15 protein-coding genes are annotated in these 16,389 nt (G+C 63.3%); 9 read left to right on the top strand and 6 right to left on the bottom strand.

All coding sequences use genetic code 11. From position 1 onward, the window contains the following. Positions 1 to 92: 92 nt before the first annotated feature. The 4 genes from B0G83_RS31170 to B0G83_RS31155 all read right to left on the bottom strand — a co-directional run bounded on the left by B0G83_RS31170 (position 93) and on the right by B0G83_RS31155 (position 4,458). Complete coding sequence (locus B0G83_RS31170) at positions 93 to 1,883, bottom strand: M61 family metallopeptidase (protein WP_105511185.1); 1,791 nt, start codon at positions 1,881 to 1,883, stop codon at positions 93 to 95. A 105-nt stretch (positions 1,884 to 1,988) separates the two neighbouring features. Further along, positions 1,989 to 2,714: a DsbC family protein gene (locus B0G83_RS31165; RefSeq protein ID WP_035562643.1), complete on the bottom strand. Its 726-nt coding sequence runs from the start codon at positions 2,712 to 2,714 to the stop codon at positions 1,989 to 1,991. Between the two features lie 121 nt (positions 2,715 to 2,835). Continuing rightward, positions 2,836 to 4,008, bottom strand: coding sequence for a UbiH/UbiF family hydroxylase (locus tag B0G83_RS31160; RefSeq protein WP_105511184.1), 1,173 nt, complete (start codon positions 4,006 to 4,008; stop codon positions 2,836 to 2,838). Between the two features lie 87 nt (positions 4,009 to 4,095). Continuing rightward, positions 4,096 to 4,458, bottom strand: a complete 363-nt coding sequence (locus B0G83_RS31155) for a hypothetical protein (RefSeq protein ID WP_258168396.1) — start codon at positions 4,456 to 4,458, stop codon at positions 4,096 to 4,098. 331 nt (positions 4,459 to 4,789) lie between these two features. Between B0G83_RS31155 and ychF the strand changes: the two genes are divergently transcribed. Both ychF and B0G83_RS31145 read left to right on the top strand, forming a co-directional pair. Next, positions 4,790 to 5,884 (top strand): redox-regulated ATPase YchF, encoded by a 1,095-nt coding sequence (gene ychF, locus B0G83_RS31150; protein WP_105511183.1) that lies wholly within the window; start codon positions 4,790 to 4,792, stop codon positions 5,882 to 5,884. A 107-nt stretch (positions 5,885 to 5,991) separates the two neighbouring features. Next, positions 5,992 to 6,342 (top strand): nucleotide pyrophosphohydrolase, encoded by a 351-nt coding sequence (locus tag B0G83_RS31145; RefSeq protein ID WP_105511182.1) that lies wholly within the window; start codon positions 5,992 to 5,994, stop codon positions 6,340 to 6,342. Positions 6,343 to 6,366: 24 nt separating this feature from the next. On the opposite strand, the gene B0G83_RS31140 is transcribed toward B0G83_RS31145, so the two are convergent. Further along, entirely contained in the window at positions 6,367 to 7,338 is a 972-nt protein-coding gene (locus tag B0G83_RS31140; RefSeq protein WP_105511181.1) for a glycerophosphodiester phosphodiesterase family protein, read from the bottom strand. Between the two features lie 366 nt (positions 7,339 to 7,704). Between B0G83_RS31140 and ugpB the strand changes: the two genes are divergently transcribed. The 7 genes from ugpB (at position 7,705) to B0G83_RS31105 (ending at position 15,598) form a co-directional block, all read left to right on the top strand. Then, a complete protein-coding gene (gene ugpB / locus B0G83_RS31135; RefSeq protein ID WP_105511180.1) occupies positions 7,705 to 9,030 on the top strand; it encodes a sn-glycerol-3-phosphate ABC transporter substrate-binding protein UgpB in 1,326 nt (441 codons plus the stop codon). Positions 9,031 to 9,128: 98 nt separating this feature from the next. Then, a complete protein-coding gene (gene ugpA / locus B0G83_RS31130; protein ID WP_105511179.1) occupies positions 9,129 to 10,013 on the top strand; it encodes a sn-glycerol-3-phosphate ABC transporter permease UgpA in 885 nt (294 codons plus the stop codon). Beyond that, entirely contained in the window at positions 10,010 to 10,855 is an 846-nt protein-coding gene (ugpE, locus tag B0G83_RS31125; protein ID WP_105511178.1) for a sn-glycerol-3-phosphate ABC transporter permease UgpE, read from the top strand. The genes ugpA and ugpE overlap by 4 nt, the downstream gene beginning before the upstream one ends. A gap of 83 nt (positions 10,856 to 10,938) precedes the next feature. Next, positions 10,939 to 12,027: a sn-glycerol-3-phosphate import ATP-binding protein UgpC gene (locus tag B0G83_RS31120; RefSeq protein ID WP_105511177.1), complete on the top strand. Its 1,089-nt coding sequence runs from the start codon at positions 10,939 to 10,941 to the stop codon at positions 12,025 to 12,027. Between the two features lie 67 nt (positions 12,028 to 12,094). Beyond that, the gene (locus B0G83_RS31115) at positions 12,095 to 12,397 is read left to right on the top strand and encodes a DUF3761 domain-containing protein (protein WP_105511176.1); all 303 of its coding nucleotides are present in this window, start codon (positions 12,095 to 12,097) and stop codon (positions 12,395 to 12,397) included. A 233-nt stretch (positions 12,398 to 12,630) separates the two neighbouring features. Further along, entirely contained in the window at positions 12,631 to 14,295 is a 1,665-nt protein-coding gene (ettA, locus tag B0G83_RS31110; RefSeq protein WP_105511175.1) for an energy-dependent translational throttle protein EttA, read from the top strand. 178 nt (positions 14,296 to 14,473) lie between these two features. Then, positions 14,474 to 15,598: a DUF748 domain-containing protein gene (locus B0G83_RS31105; protein ID WP_105511174.1), complete on the top strand. Its 1,125-nt coding sequence runs from the start codon at positions 14,474 to 14,476 to the stop codon at positions 15,596 to 15,598. Positions 15,599 to 15,711: 113 nt separating this feature from the next. Here the strand turns inward: B0G83_RS31105 and B0G83_RS31100 are convergent, their stop codons facing one another. Beyond that, the gene (locus B0G83_RS31100; RefSeq protein ID WP_105511173.1) at positions 15,712 to 16,335 is read right to left on the bottom strand and encodes an HAD family hydrolase; all 624 of its coding nucleotides are present in this window, start codon (positions 16,333 to 16,335) and stop codon (positions 15,712 to 15,714) included. Positions 16,336 to 16,389: the final 54 nt, after the last annotated feature.

Raw genomic sequence — 16,389 nt, 5'->3', positions numbered from 1 at the left:
CCGAGAAAAAGCCATCCGGCAGCGACGGATTGTTGCACTGATAGAACAATCCGCCGCCCTCGGGCGTTGATTAATAGCTGAGACTATTACGATCAGCTTGCGAGCCAGCGCTCGCGGGCCTTGCGCGTGGTGGTCCCTTTGTCGCTGACCGCAAGCTTGTAGCGTGCCGGCTCCGGCCCGTCCAGCTTGACTTGCGTGGTGCGCAGTTCGTCGCGGCGGAAGGCGTGGACCTCGACTTTCGCGCCCGGCTGATAGCGCGACAGCAGGCCGTCAAGATTCGAGCCGGTCACGCGCAGGCCGTCGAGCGCGATCAGCACGTCGCCGGCCGAGAGCCCCGCTTTCTGCGCGGCGCTGCCTTCATGCACCGCCGCCAGCGTGCAATCCGCGCCGCCGCGCAAGCGCGCGCCGAGCGACGGCCGAGCGTTCTTGTCGAGTTCAGGCGCGAGCGTGACGCCGAACGACGCGAGCAGCGTGTCGAGCGGTAAATCGCGCGTGCCGTGGACAGCCTCGGCGAACAGCTCGCCGAGTTGCGTGCCGGTCGCTTCCACGAACAGCGCTTCGACCTCGCTTTCTTCGACGCCGACCGGCTTGCCGCGATAAAAGTCGCGGCCGAAGCGTTGCCACAGCAGACGCATCACGTCGTCGAGCGATTTGCGGTTATTGGTCTGCGCGCGGATCGTCAGATCGAATGCGAGCGCGACCAGCGAGCCCTTGGTGTAATAGCTGACGATCGCGTTCGGCGCGTTCTCATCCTGGCGGTAGTACTTGACCCACGCGTCGAACGAGCTTTCGGCGACGGTCTGCTTCAAGCGCCCGCTGCCGCGCAGCACACCGCCCACCACCTTGCCGAGCAGGCCGAAATAGTCGTCCGGCGAAATCAGGCCGCTGCGCACGAGGATCAGATCGTCGTAGTACGACGTAAAGCCCTCAAACAGCCACAGCAGCGACGTGTAGTTCTCTTCTTTCAGGTCGTACGGCGCGAACACCGCCGGCTTGATGCGCTTCACGTTCCAGGTGTGGAAATACTCGTGACTGCACAGGCCGAGGTAGGTCCGGTAGCCTTCGCTGAGCGCGTCGCGTCCTTGCACCGGCAAATCGCCACGATTGCAGATCAGCGCGGTCGAAGCGCGATGTTCCAGTCCGCCATAACCATCGGTGACGGCCTGGGTCATGAACACGTAGCGGTCCATCGGCGCTTTCTTCGACTTCGGCTCGAACAACGCGATTTGCGCTTCGCAGATACGTTTCAGGTCGGCGGACAACCGCGCCATGTCCAGCCCGATCACGCGCCCGGCAATCACGACGTCGTGGGGCACGCCATGCGCCTCGAACGTGGCCAGCGCGAATTCACCCAGCGTCACGGGGTGATCGATCAGCTCATCGTAGTTCTGCGCGCGATATTCGCCGAAGCTGTAACGCTTGGTGCCGCGCGCCTCCGGCAACGCGGTCGCGACGCGCCAGTTGCGATACGCGGCACCGTCCGGTTTCTGGATATCGACCACGCATTGCGCTTCTTCATGACCGAGCGGCGCCAAAAACACGCTGGTGCCGTTGAAGAAACCCGTCGTGTCGTCCAGATGCGCGGCCCGCACCGACAGATCCCATGCATACACCTCGTAGCGCAGCGTCAGCGCGCCTTTGATCGGCGCCGCCTGCCAGGTGTGCTTGTCGGTCTTCTCGACGCGCACCTTGCGACCGGCTTCGTTGACGGCGCGCAGCGTGACGATGTTGCGCGCGAACTCGCGCACCATGTAGCTACCCGGAATCCACACCGGCAGCATGAAACGCTGGCCGGCCGGATCGGGATCGGCGACGGTCACGGTGACTTCGAACAGATGGGCGGCGGGTTGCTTGGGAACGATGGTGTAGCGGATCGGCTTCATCGGCGGCGATTAGGAGAGTGTGAGGCGGGGATGTGGGGGACTGAATGTGAAAGGAGGCGCACTGCGCGCCTCCTTGCTTCTTTGTCTGTTCAAGCTGCGTGCGGCTCAATGCACCGCGGACATTTCCTTGTCGAGCCGGTCCGCCGGCACTGCGCCGGGCAGACGGCGGCCGTCTGCGAGGAACACGGTCGGCGTACCGTCCACGTTCATGGCGTGACCGAGCGCGAGGTTCTTGTCGATCGCGGCGGTGTCGCAGGTGCCGGCGGCGGTCGGCGCCTGATGGTCCTGCATCCACGATTCCCAGGCCTTGGCGCGATCCGTCGAGCACCAGATCGACTTGGACTTGGCGGTCGAATCCGGCGACAGCACCGGGTACAGGAACGTGTACACGGTCACGTTATCGATCGACTTGAGCGTGGTTTCGAGTTGCTTGCAGTACGGGCAGTTCGGATCCGAGAACACGGCGATCTTGCGCGACCCATTGCCCTTCACGACCTTCACCGCGTTCGCGAACGGCAGGCTCGCGAAATCGATGCGGTTGGTTTCCGACAGACGCGCTTCGGTCAGATTCTTGCGGGTCTTCGCGTCGACCATGTCGCCGAGCAGCAGGTAATCGCCGTTCGCATCGCTATAGACGATCTGCGTGCCAAGGTTGATTTCGTAAATGCCGGCGATCGGCGACTTCGTCACGCTCTTGATCGTCACGTCGGCCAGACGCGTTTGCAGCGTGGCCTTGAGTTTGTCGGTGGTTTGATCGGCCTGCGCCGAGCAGCCGAGCGTGATCGCGGCGATGGCAAGCGCGGCGGCCGCCACGCGGAAGGTCTTTTTCATGCTGAATTCCTGGTTCATTCGCGCTTGATGCGCGTTTTGCGGTGGTCCCGGTCTGACCGGAACGGCGCCCATCCGTTCATGATACCCGTCTCGCCAGCCGAGGCGGGCCGGGCGGCACGCTTTAGCCCAGCGCGGCCGACACCAGCCACCGTTTGATAAACGGCTGCGCGCCGACGAACGCCATGCCGGTATTGCGCAGCACCTTGGCGAACGGGCCGGGTGCGGAAAAGAGCTTTTGCAGGCCGTCGGTGGCCATCATCAACGCGCGAATGTCTTCGCGACGGGCGCGTTCGTAACGGCGCAATAGCACCATGTCGCCGAGATCGCGGAACGATTCCTTGCCGGCGACGGTATCGGCGAGCGCCGCAACGTCGCGCAAGCCGAGGTTCATCCCCTGGCCCGCCAGCGGATGAATCAGATGCGCGGCGTCGCCGACCAGCGCGACGCGCGGCGCGACCAGCCGGTCGACCGTTTGCAGCGCGAGCGGGAAACCCTGCGCGGGCGTCACGCATTCGAGCGCGCCGAACTGGCCACCGGTCACGCGTTCTACTTCGGCGGCGAGTTGCGCCGGGTCGAGCGCGACCAGCTTTTCCGCGTGTTCGGTGCGTGCCGACCAGACGAGCGACACATGGCCGTCGGGCATGGGCAGCAGCGCGACGATCTCGCCGTCCTTGAACCATTGGTAGGCCGTTTCGCCGTGTGGCTTTTCGGCCTTGAAGTTCGCGACAACGCCGGTCTGTTTGTAGTCGCGGCGCGTCATCTTCGAGTTGATCTGCGCGCGTACCCATGAATGCGCGCCGTCCGCACCGACCACCAGATCGGCTTCGAGCACATTGCCGTTGGCGAGGCCGACGCTGGCGCTGTCGACGCTAAAGTCCAGCGCCTGCGCGCGCGTGTCGATCCATGTGAGATTCGGCTGGAAGCGCAGCGCCGCATCTAACGCGCGCTCGATCACCGACGACTCGACGATCCACGCCAGTTGCGGCACCGACGCCTGGAAGGCGGAGAAATGCAGTTCGGCGTGCGCATCGCCATAAACGCGCATGTCGTAGACCGGCCCGAGGCGGCCCAGATCGAGCGCCTGCCAGACCCGCAAGCGCTCCAGCAGCGCCTGCGAACTCGACGACAACGCGTAGACGCGCGAGTCGAATACAGCGCCGGCCGGCAAGGCCGCGCAGGGCTGCGCGAGCAGCGCCACGCGCAGCCCGCCTTGCGTCAGCGCCAACGCCGCGGTCTTGCCGACGAGCCCGCCGCCGATCACGGCGACATCAAAGGTCTGGTGGTGTGCGTTCATGCGCGCATTATAGCCGCGGGGGTTGCGGGGGACGGATCGAGACGCGCGGCATATTGGCCCGGAACAAGGTCTTCGCGGATTGGTCCGCTAGTGCCCTTGCGCGGCATGTGCCGCATGCGATTCGCGCAGCAGCATGAAGTCGCGGTCGGACGACAACACCCGCCAGGCGCTCGACACCAACTCGCGCTTACGGTCGCGCTGGTCGCCCCGCACCATGCAATCCGGGTACACGCGGTCATAGACGCGCCACAGCGAGTCGAAGTCGTTCGTATCGGCGAATTCGGCAATGCGGCGCTTATCGTCGAGCGTGAGTGCGTTCGTCATGCAGTTGACCGTCTGACGGTCGGTGGCGGCCTGCGCCTCGTCGTAATTAGGCAGTAACCAGACGACGACGCCCGCCGCGAGCGCGATGCCCGCGCCCCATCTCAGATATGTTGTTATTTTCATCATGCTTTCTCGGAAAGGGCTCTAGCGGCCCCGGACAGTCATCTTACAATGTTCCGACGAATGAGCCCTGTGGCGTTTCTACGGGTAGGCGCTCGTTTCCGCACATTTCCTGGCAGCTTTAGGTTTGCCGCGCGCTTCTTAGGAAGCCGATCCGGACGGGTTACAATTGCGCTTTCCGTGACGAGACTCGCCCGGGACCGTCGAGGCCCTGCCCGACCCGGTGTCTTGTCCCGCTCCGCTGCGGTCCGCCGCCACGCCAAACGCGAAGGCTTTTCGACTCCTGCACACAGCGTCGAGCGCATCACGCAACCTACTGAATCACTGAAGGATTTCCATGAGCCTCAAATGCGGCATCGTCGGCCTGCCTAACGTCGGCAAGTCCACCCTGTTCAACGCGCTGACCAAGGCGGGCATCGCCGCCGAAAATTATCCGTTCTGCACGATCGAGCCGAACGTCGGCATCGTCGAAGTGCCGGACGCGCGTCTGAAGGCGCTCGCTGAAATCGTCAAGCCGGAGCGCATCCTGCCGGCGGTGGTGGAGTTCGTCGACATCGCCGGCCTGGTGGCCGGCGCGAGCAAGGGCGAAGGCCTTGGCAACCAGTTCCTCGCGAACATCCGCGAAACCGACGCGATCACGCACGTGGTGCGCTGCTTCGAAGACGACAACGTGATTCACGTCGCGAACAAGGTCGACCCGCTGTCGGACATCGAAGTGATCAACACCGAACTGGCGCTTGCCGACCTCGCCACCGTCGAAAAAGCCCTGTCGCGCTATTCCAAAGCGGCCAAGTCGGGTAACGACAAGGAAGCGATCAAGAACGCCGCGGTGCTCGAAAAGGTCCGCGCGCAACTCGATCAGGCCAAGCCGGTGCGCGCGCTCGATCTGTCGGACGAAGAAAAAGCGACGCTCAAGCCGTTCTGCCTGATCACCGCGAAGCCGACCATGTACGTGGCGAACGTAAAAGACGACGGTTTCGAGAACAACCCGCATCTGGACGCGGTCACGAAGTTCGCGGCAGCGGAAAACGCGCCGGTCGTGGCAGTGTGCGCGGCGATCGAAGCGGAAATCGCCGACCTCGACGAAGCCGACATGACGGTGTTCCTCGCCGACATGGGCATGGAAGAACCGGGCCTTAACCGCGTGATTCGCGCGGCGTTCAAGCTGCTGGGTCTGCAGACGTACTTCACGGCCGGCGTGAAGGAAGTGCGCGCCTGGACGATCCATATCGGCGACACCGCACCACAGGCAGCGGGCGCGATCCATACTGACTTCGAGCGCGGCTTCATCCGGGCGCAGACCATCGCGTTCAATGACTTCATCGCCTTCAAGGGTGAGCAAGGCGCGAAAGAAGCCGGCAAGATGCGCGCGGAAGGGAAGGAATACGTCGTGCATGACGGCGACGTGATGAACTTCCTCTTCAACGTTTAAGGTTCGGCAAGCCTCGCAGATCTATTGCGATCTCACTGCCCCCGCTAAAGCTCGTCAAAGCCCGTGAATAGCGGGCTTTTTCTTTTTCAGCAACGGAGAGTCAAACCATGACCAGCAGCGATCTGCTCGAACGGGTGCTTGCGTTCCGCGAGGCCCGCGACTGGAAACAGTTCCACACGCTACGCAACCTGATCGTGTCGACCAGCATCGAGGCCGGCGAGCTGCTGGAGACGATTCAGTGGAAAACCGATTCCGAGGTGGATGCGTTGCTGCTCGACCCGAAGCGCAAAAAGCATCTGGAGCATGAATGCGCGGACGTGCTCATTTACCTGATGCTGGTCGCCCACACGGCGGGCTTCGATCTGGTCGACGCCGCCATGGAAAAAGTGGCGTTGAACGAAGCGCGTTACCCGGTGGAGAAGTCCAAAGGGACGGCGACGAAGTATTCGGAGCTCTGACCACGCGCCCAAATACCTGATGCCTTACTGCCCGCCCGCCGCGGCAGCCTGTTCACACCGCAGCGGCAGCACAGCCCCTTCCTTGAGCGGCACCATCCTTGAAGGCGAATCCGCCAGCACCGCGTCGATCCCGAGGCACGCGGCCGTCCGATAATCATCCGCGTCGTTCACCGCTATTGCGACGATGCGCACGTCGGGTTTCTGCCGGAAACACGCGACGGTTGCCGGCGTCCACAACGTGGCCTGCACCTCCGACTGCCCTTCTCCCAGCGTGAACTTCTCCACCACTGTCAACGCCCGATGCAATTCGAACGCGCTCATTGCATGTTCGGCCGGCGCATCCACGCAGCCTTGGTTCAGCAACACGCGCACGAGTCGCCCACGTGTGGCGTCGCGCGATTCGAACAGTTTGGCCTGCGGATACGCCGCGAACGTCTGTTGATAGTCTGCTTCGGTCGAGTAGATCGACACTCGCGACCACGCCTGTTCGTCATCGAGCACACGCGCCACCGCTTGCGTCTGCATGTCCGCGGGCAGCGCCTTCATATCGAGGATCACCGGCATGGCTGGCGGCACGGCGCGCAATGCCGCGCGCAGCGTGGGAATGCCGGCTGGACGATCGCGATACGGATAGGCGTCGCCCAGACGGAAGCTCCAACCGGCATTCACCCGCGAGAGTTCAGCCGCGGTGTAGTCCGACACCGGTCCTTTCGCGTCGGTTAACGCCGACAGATCCGCCGGCCGATATAGAACCGGCACGCCATCTTTGCTCAATTGCACCGACAGCCACATCACGTCGGCACGATGCTCGACCGACAGTCGGATCGCCTCCAGCGTATTTTCCGGCGCGTCGCCGGTGCCGCCGCGGTGGGCGATGACGAGAGGCAACGCCGTGAACTGCGTGCCGTCGCCGGCATTACCCGACGCCAGCGAACAGCCCGCCAGGACGAGAGCCAGGATCGAACCGCCCACCACTCGCCGCACTAAATCAAGCATCTGGAATCCTGATTAAAAAAATCGCATGACGCAGGCGTGCCTGCCGTTGCGCAAAACACGCTCCCATTTCGCCAGCCATCATGCCAACGCAGCGGCGGCCCCGTCCAGCGCCCGTGACTGTGCGTTGACCGCACGCAAAACGACGTTCAGACGCCCATGTTTCCGTTTCGTGACAGCCGATGTTAAATTGCCGCAGTCGGCGCCCGTCAGGCGCGCGCCACGCCGCCCGGGCACCGACGCCGGGCTGTCATCGAATACAACTAGAATCGCGCGATTCGCAACCGTACCCGTTCCGATCCGCAAGGATCTTGCATGGGACCCGAGTAAGCGCTAAAGCGCCGACTCGGGTCGACAGGAGACACATCGATGAGTTTGAAGCCGCTGTTCCGTACGCTTTCCGTAGCCGCCGTGTTGAGCGTCGGCGTCAGCCAGGCGGCCCAGGCCGCGACCGAAATCCAGTTCTGGCACGGCATGGAAGCCGCGTTGGGCGAACGTCTGAACGATATCGCCAACGCCTTCAACGCGTCGCAAAGCGACTACAAGATCGTGCCGGTCTTCAAAGGCTCCTACGACCAGACGCTCGCCGCCGGCATCGCCGCGTATCGCGCCGGCAATGCGCCCGCGATCCTGCAGGTCTACGAAGTCGGTACCGCCACGATGATGCAGGCCAAAAAGGCCGTGATCCCGGTCTCGGACGTATTCAAGCAGGCCGGCGTGCCGCTCGACGTGAAGGCCTTCGTACCGACCATCGCCAGCTATTACAGCGACGCCAGGACCGGCGAGCTGATCTCGATGCCGTTCAACAGCTCGACGCCGGTGCTGTACTACAACAAGGACGCCTTCAAGAAAGCGGGCCTTGATCCGAACCAGCCGCCGAAAACCTGGGCCGAACTGCAAACCGACGCGCAGAAGCTGAAAGCGTCGGGCATGGCGTGTGGTTACTCGTCGGGCTGGCAGAGCTGGATTCAGCTCGAGAACTACAGCGCGTGGCATGGCGCGCCGTTCGCGTCGAAGAACAACGGCTTCGACGGCGCGGACGCCCAGCTCGAATTCAACAAGCCGCTGCAGGTCGCGCACATCCAGTTCCTGCAGAACATGCAGAAGGAAGGCACCTTCACCTATGTCGGCCGCAAGGACGAACCGGTGTCGAAGTTCTATAGCGGCGACTGCGGGATCATCACGAATTCGTCGGGATCGCTCGCCACCATCAAGAAGTACGCGAAGTTCAATTTCGGCACCGGCATGATGCCCTACGACGCGAGCGTGAAGGGCGCGCCGCAGAACGCGATCATCGGCGGAGCGAGTCTGTGGGTGTTGTCGGGCAAGGATGCGGCAACGTACAAGGGCGTGGCGAAGTTCCTCGCGTATCTGTCGTCGGCGCCGGTTGCCGCGAAGTGGCACCAGGATACCGGCTACCTGCCGGTCACCACGGCCGCGTATCAGTTGACGCAGCAGCAAGGTTTCTACGAGAAAAACCCGGGCAGCGACACCGCGATCAAGCAGATGCTCAACAAGCCGCCGCTGCCGTACACGAAGGGCCTGCGTCTGGGCAACATGCCGCAGATCCGCACCGTGATCGACGAAGAACTCGAGCAGGTCTGGGCCGACAAGAAGACGCCGCAACAGGCGCTCGACTCGTCCGTGTCGCGTGGCGATGAACTGCTGCGCCGCTTCGAGAAAGCCGGCAATTAAGTAGCAACAGGCTCGTGCGCGCTAAGTAGCCACGCGAGCCAGGTTCCGGTGCGTCCGCGCCGGAACCTGCCGTCACTGCGGAAACTTGGGAAGATTCGATGGAAAAGCGCTCCAGCTTCGGCACCAGCCTGCTGCCCTATCTGCTCGTCGCGCCGCAACTCGCGATCACACTGCTGTTCTTCCTGTGGCCAGCCGGCGAGGCGCTGTGGCAATCCACGCAGAGTCAGGACGCGTTCGGCACGTCGAGCGAATTCGTCGGGCTCGCGAACTTCAAGCAACTGTTCGCCGATCCGCTCTATCTGTCGTCGTTCTATACGACGCTGATTTTTTGCGCGCTCGTCACCGTGTCGGGGCTGGTGATCTCGCTGCTGCTGGCAGTCTGCGCGGACCGCGTGGTGCGCGGCGCGAAGATCTACCGAACGCTGCTGATCTGGCCGTATGCGGTCGCGCCCGCGATCGCCGCCGTGCTGTGGTCGTTCCTGTTCAATCCGAGCATCGGCCTCGTCACTTACGCGCTCGCGAAATACGGCATGGTCTGGAATCACGCGCTGAACGCGGGCCAGGCCATGTTTCTGGTCGTGCTGGCTTCCGTCTGGCAGCAGGTCAGCTACAACTTCCTGTTCTTCTACGCCGGCTTGCAGGCGATTCCGCGTTCGCTGATCGAAGCGGCTGCGATCGACGGCGCAGGTCCGGTGCGGCGTTTCTTCGGCATTGCGCTGCCGCTGCTGTCGCCGACCAGCTTCTTCCTGCTGGTGATCAACATCACCTACGCGTTCTTCGACACCTTCCCGGTGATCGACGCGGCCACCGGCGGCGGCCCCGCGCAAGCCACCCGTACGCTGATCTACAAGATCTTCGCCGAAGGCTTCCAGGGACTCGACATCGGCAGTTCGGGCGCGCAGTCGGTGATTCTGATGATGATCGTCGTCGCGCTGACGGTCGTGCAATTCCGCTTTATCGAACGCAAGGTTCAATACTCATGATCGAGAACCGCCGCGGTTTCGACCTCTTCTGCCATGCGGTGCTGCTTCTGGGCGTCGTGCTGGTGGTGTTTCCGGTGTACGTCGCGTTCTGCGCGGCGACCATGAGCGAGCACGAAGTGTTCAGCGTGCCGCTTTCTCTGGTGCCGAGCACGCATCTGTTCGAGAACATCGCGACCGTCTGGTCGCACGGCAGCGGCAACGCGGCCGCGCCGTTCGGCCGCATGCTGCTGAACAGCCTCGTGATGGCGCTGGCAATTGCGATCGGCAAGATTTCCGTGTCGATGATATCCGCCTACGCGATCGTGTTCTTCCGCTTTCCGTTTCGCAATCTCGCGTTCTGGCTGATCTTCATCACGCTGATGCTGCCGGTCGAAGTGCGGATCTTCCCGACCGTGCAGGTCGTCACGTCGATGCATCTGGGCAACACGTACAGCGGTTTGACGCTGCCGCTGATCGCGTCGGCCACCGCGACCTTCCTGTTCCGCCAGTTCTTCATGACGCTGCCGGACGAGTTGATGGAAGCGGCGCGCATCGACGGCGCCGGCGCGATGCGCTTCTTCTGGGACGTGGTCCTGCCGCTGTCGAAGACGAACATGGCGGCGCTCTTCGTCATCACTTTCATTTACGGCTGGAATCAGTATCTGTGGCCGATCCTGATCTCGAGCCAGCAATCGCTGACCACGGCGGTGGTCGGCATCAAGAGCATGATCGCGTCCGGCGACACCGCGACCGAATGGCATCTCGTGATGACAGCCACGCTGCTCGCGATCCTGCCGCCGCTCGCGGTCGTGCTGACCATGCAGCGCTGGTTCGTGCGCGGGCTCGTGGATACGGAAAAGTGAGCCGCACGGCTCACGGCATGACAATCGACAACACCGGAATAACTCCGCGCGCTACGCGGCAAGCAACGAAAGGTTAAAACGGCATGGCTGCACTGACTCTGCAAGGCGTTAAAAAAACCTACGACGGCAAACAGTTCGTGCTGCACGGCATCGACGTCGACGTCGCCGACGGCGAATTCGTCGTGATGGTCGGCCCGTCCGGCTGCGGCAAATCCACGTTGCTGCGGATGGTCGCGGGACTGGAACGCATCTCCGACGGCAGCATTTCGATTGCCGGCAAGGTCGTCAACGAACTGGAGCCGAAGGACCGCAACATCGCGATGGTGTTCCAGAACTACGCGTTGTACCCGCATATGAGCGTGGCCGAAAACATGGGCTACGCGTTGAAGATCGCGGGTGTCGAGCGGGCGCAGATTACGAAGCGCGTGCAGGCGGCCGCGCAGATTCTCGAACTCGAACCCTTGCTGCAACGCAAACCGCGCGAGCTGTCGGGCGGTCAGCGGCAACGGGTGGCGATGGGCCGCGCGATCGTGCGCGAACCCGCGGTGTTTCTGTTCGACGAACCGCTATCGAACCTCGACGCGCGTTTGCGCGTGCAGATGCGGCTCGAAATCCAGCGGCTGCATGCACGCCTCGCCACGACCAGCCTGTACGTGACGCACGATCAGATCGAAGCGATGACGCTGGCGCAACGCGTGATCGTGATGAACAAGGGCCACGCCGAGCAGATCGGCGCGCCGACCGAAGTCTACGAGCGGCCAGCCACGGTGTTCGTCGCGAGCTTTATCGGTTCGCCGGGCATGAACCTGCTGGACGGGCGGGTCTCGGACGACGGTTTGGCGTTCGAAGTGGCCGGCAACGGCCCGAAACTGCCGCTGACGGACGTGCCGTCGATCGGCCGGGAAGTCGCGGCCGGCCGCGAGTGGACGCTAGGCATCCGGCCGGAGCACATGACGCCGGGCGCCGCGAATGCCGCGCACGCCACGCTCACGGTCGACTCCTGCGAACTGCTCGGCGCGGACAATCTCGCGCACGGTCGCTGGGGCAAGCACGATGTCACCGTGCGCTTGCCGCATGCGCATCGGCCCGCCGCGGGCGAAGCGCTGCAAGTGGCGCTGCCCGCGCAGCATCTGCACTTCTTCGATCCGGCAACGGGACGGCGCGCGAACTGAGCTTCGGCTTGCCGCGAGCACGGTCGCGCATTCAGGCGCGGCCGACATAACAACGACTTGAGAGACCATGCAAGGCATCGCCTTCAATCGAAACCTTCGTCGTGGCGCGGCGGTCGCCGCGTTGCTGCTGCTCAGCATGTCGTCCGCGTTCGCCTATGTGCCGCCCGGCACGACGCCCGACGAAGCGAACCTCAGCAATCACAACACCTACACGAATCGCGACGGCAACACCGTCCACGCGCCAGCCCACTCGCTGTCCGGCAAGGCGCCCGAAGGGGCGAGCGCACGCTGCCGCGACGGCACCTACAGTTTCAGCCGCCACCGCAGCGGCACCTGTTCGCGGCACGGCGGTGTGGCCGACTGGCTCTGAGCGCCCGAAGCGACCCTGGCCGAACGGACAGCCCCTGCCGTCCCGCCCATCCGCCGAAGTACAATGCCACCTGAAGAACCCGCCCGTGCGCGGGGCGTCGCGCGTTGACATCGCGTTCGATGCCGCGCCGGCCGGCGCCGGGCGCTCTGCCCGGCCATCAATACCGATTACCCATCCACCCCACGACCGCCCGCCCCTACGCGGCCGGCGTCGTCAACGTCAATTGCGAACAAATGGCCCAATACGTCTTCACCATGAACCGGGTCGGCAAGATCGTGCCGCCCAAGCGTCAAATCCTGAAGGACATCTCGCTGTCGTTTTTCCCCGGCGCGAAGATCGGCCTGCTCGGCCTGAACGGCTCGGGCAAGTCGACACTGATCCGCATCATGGCGGGTGTCGATAAGGACATCGAGGGCGAAGCCACGCCCATGCCGAACCTGAACATCGGCTACCTGCCGCAGGAACCGCAACTGGACCCGAACAAGACGGTGCGTGAAGCCGTCGAGGAAGGCCTCGGCGACGTGTTCAACGCGCAGAAGAAGCTCGACGAAATCTACGCGGCCTACGCGGAAGAAGACGCCGACTTCGACGCGCTCGCCGCCGAGCAAGCCAAGTACGAAGCGATCCTCGCCACGTCCGACGGCAACGCCGAGCAGCAGATCGAAATCGCCGCCGACGCGCTGCGTCTGCCGGCGTGGGACGCCAAAATCGAGCATCTGTCGGGCGGTGAAAAGCGCCGCGTCGCGTTGTGCAAGCTGCTGCTCGAAAAGCCGGACATGCTGCTGCTGGATGAGCCGACCAACCACCTTGACGCCGAATCAGTCGACTGGCTCGAGCAGTTCCTGACGCGTTTTCCGGGTACCGTCGTCGCCGTGACTCACGACCGCTACTTCCTCGACAACGCCGCCGAGTGGATTCTCGAACTCGACCGCGGTCACGGCATTCCGTGGAAGGGCAACTACAGCAGCTGGCTCGACCAGAAGGAAGAGCGCCTGAAGCAGGAAGAGTCGTCCGAATCGGCGCGTCAGAAGGCGATCAAGAAGGAGCTGGAGTGGGTCCGTCAGAACCCGAAGGGCCGTCAGGCGAAGTCGAAGGCGCGTATCGCCCGCTTCGAGGAACTGAACAGCCAGGACTACCAGAAGCGCAACGAAACCTCGGAAATCTTCATCCCGGTCGGCGATCGCCTCGGCAATGAAGTGATCGAGTTCAAGAACGTCAGCAAGTCGTACGGCGACCGTCTGCTGCTCGACAACGTCAGCTTCAAGATTCCGGCGGGCGCGATTGTCGGCATCATCGGTCCGAACGGCGCCGGTAAGTCGACGCTGTTCCGCATGCTGACCGGCCGCGAACAACCGGATTCGGGCGAGATCGTGCAAGGCCCGACCGTCAAGCTGGCGTACGTGGACCAGAGCCGCGACGCGCTGGACGGCTCGAAGACCGTGTTCGACGAAATCGCCGGTGGCGCGGACGTGCTGACGGTGGGCAAGTACGAAACGCCGTCGCGCGCGTATATCGGCCGCTTTAACTTCAAGGGCGGCGACCAGCAGAAGCTGGTCGGCAACCTGTCGGGCGGTGAGCGCGGTCGTCTGCATCTGGCCAAGACGCTGATCGCGGGTGGCAACGTGCTGCTGCTGGACGAACCGTCGAACGACCTGGACGTCGAAACGCTGCGCGCGCTGGAAGACGCGTTGCTCGAATTCGCGGGTTCGGTGCTGGTGATTTCGCACGATCGCTGGTTCCTCGACCGGATCGCGACACATATCCTCGCGTTCGAAGGCGATTCGCAAATCACGTTCTTCGACGGCAACTACCAGGAATACGAAGCGGACAAACGCGCGCGTCTCGGCGAAGAAGCCGCTCGACCGAAGCGTCTGCGTTACAAGCCGATCGCACGATAAGGCGTTGGGTTGGCGGGCGGCTCGGCGAACAGACGGGCCGCCCGTTGAGCTTGTTGTTTTGTTCGGCACGAGGCCGCAAGGCACACGCATTGCGTGCCACGATCAGCGCGAGGCCACGGCGCTCAAAAGCCGGCCATAGCCACGCCGCGTCACACGCGGTGACGAGGAGGCAATTAGCATGGCGATGTCGAAGGGCAAGCGCTGGATCGTTGCCGTAGGCGGTGTGCTGCTGGTGCTGATCGTCGTCGCGATCGGCGCGTTGCAATTCGCGCAGCGCGAAGTGAAGGCGCGAGTGATCGCGGCGCTCGGCCCTTTGGGTAGCGCCGACAGTATCGACGTCGGCCTCACCTCGGTTCATCTCACCAACGTCGTGCTCAAGGCGCCGCCCGGCTGGCCCGCCGGCGACCCGCTCCGAGCGGACGAAATCACGCTCACACCCGACATTCGCGATCTGATCGCACGGCGCATGCACTTGCGCAGCGTGGTGGTGCGCGGTTTCGACATGGCCGTGTTGCGCGCGAAAGACGGCACGATCGGTCTGTTGCCGAATCTGCGGCAATCGGTGAATCAGGCGGACGATCAGGCCAGCGGTGCGGCAGCGCTCGCGACACCGCGCGACAAGCTGATCGATCACATCAGCTTCGAACAGGGCAACTTCCACTTCTACGACATGACGGTCGGCCCGCCGGCCTTCAAAGTGACGGTCAGCAACGCCAACGCTACCGTCGACCACTTGCATCTGCCCGCGCTCAGCGAGCCGACCAACGTGAACCTCACCGGCTCGATCAAAGGGCCGGCGCATACGGGTACCGTGTCGTTTTACGGCTGGATCAAGATCGCCAGCAAGGATTCGCAAACCACCAGCACGCTACGCGGCGTCGATGTCACGATGCTCGATCCGTACCTGCTGAAAAAGGCCGGCGCGAAAGCACAAGTCACGGGCGGCACGGTCGATCTGACGGTCGACTCGACCGTGCGCAACTATCAGTTGCATGCGCCCGGCACCGTGACGGTCCACAACCTGCAACTCGCCGACAGCGGCGATCCACTCGACACCTTCATGTCGATTCCCACCAAAGCGGCCATTGCCGCGCTCAAAGCGCACAACGGCGACATCACCCTGCATTTCGTCCTGGACGGAAATTTGCGCGATCCGAAGTTCTCGGTGCGGGAAGGCATCGTCAAGCGGATCGGCGCGGACTTTGCGAAAACGCTGGGAGTGAGCGTCGAGGGCGTGGCGAAAGGTGCTGGGGAAACCGTGAAGGGCTTGGGGAATGCGTTGAAGAATTTGCTGGGGCAGTAGCGGTTCGCAGTTTAGAGCGGAGGCGAAACGGCTTAGCTTGGCTCGGGTTGGCTGGGTTTGCGTAGGCTTGCCCGGAAACCGCCCCGCCCGCTTCGCTTAAACAGCCACCCCACTCAAACCGGCAAACCCAACTCGCGCAATTCCGCTTCCGTTTGCTCGACGCTGGTGTGATGCACACCATGCCAGCCGAGCGCCGTCGCGGCATCGGCGTTCTTCAGGTTATCGTCGATGAAAACCAGCTCGCCGGGCTCAATGCCCGGCATCTGCGCATAGATCCGCTCGAGCATGGCTGCGAAGATAGCCGGATCGGGCTTTGCCAGCCCCACGCGCCCCGACACGACGACGTCGCGAAACCGCCGCAGCACCGGGTAATGCTCCCACGCGTACGGAAACGTCTCCGCCGACCAGTTGGTCAACCCGAACAGCGGCACCTCGGCGGCTTCGAGCTTTTCCATCAGCGCCACGCCCTGTTCCAGCACGCCGGCCACCATCTCATGCCAGCGTTCGTAGAACGCGCGGATCAGCGCTTCGTGGTCGGGAAACTTCGCGATGAGTTCGTCTGTTGCTTCGGCGATCGGCTGGCCGCCGTCTTGCCGGATCACCCAATCCATCGAACACACATGCGTCAAAAACCAGCGCCGCTCGGTCTCGTCCGGAATCAGCTTGCGATACAGATACTCGGGGCTCCAGTCGATCAACACGCCGCCGAAATCGAACACCACTGCCTTGATCGCCATGCACTCTTTCTCCGTTCGAACGCCGATTCGCTGCGGCGCTTAGATGGGTTGCGG

It is taken from the genome of Paraburkholderia sp. BL21I4N1 (genome assembly GCF_002973525.1).
Taxonomy (GTDB): domain Bacteria; phylum Pseudomonadota; class Gammaproteobacteria; order Burkholderiales; family Burkholderiaceae; genus Paraburkholderia.
The sequence above is the reverse complement of the archived record's forward strand: the minus strand, read 5'-3'. Positions and strand labels throughout refer to the sequence as shown.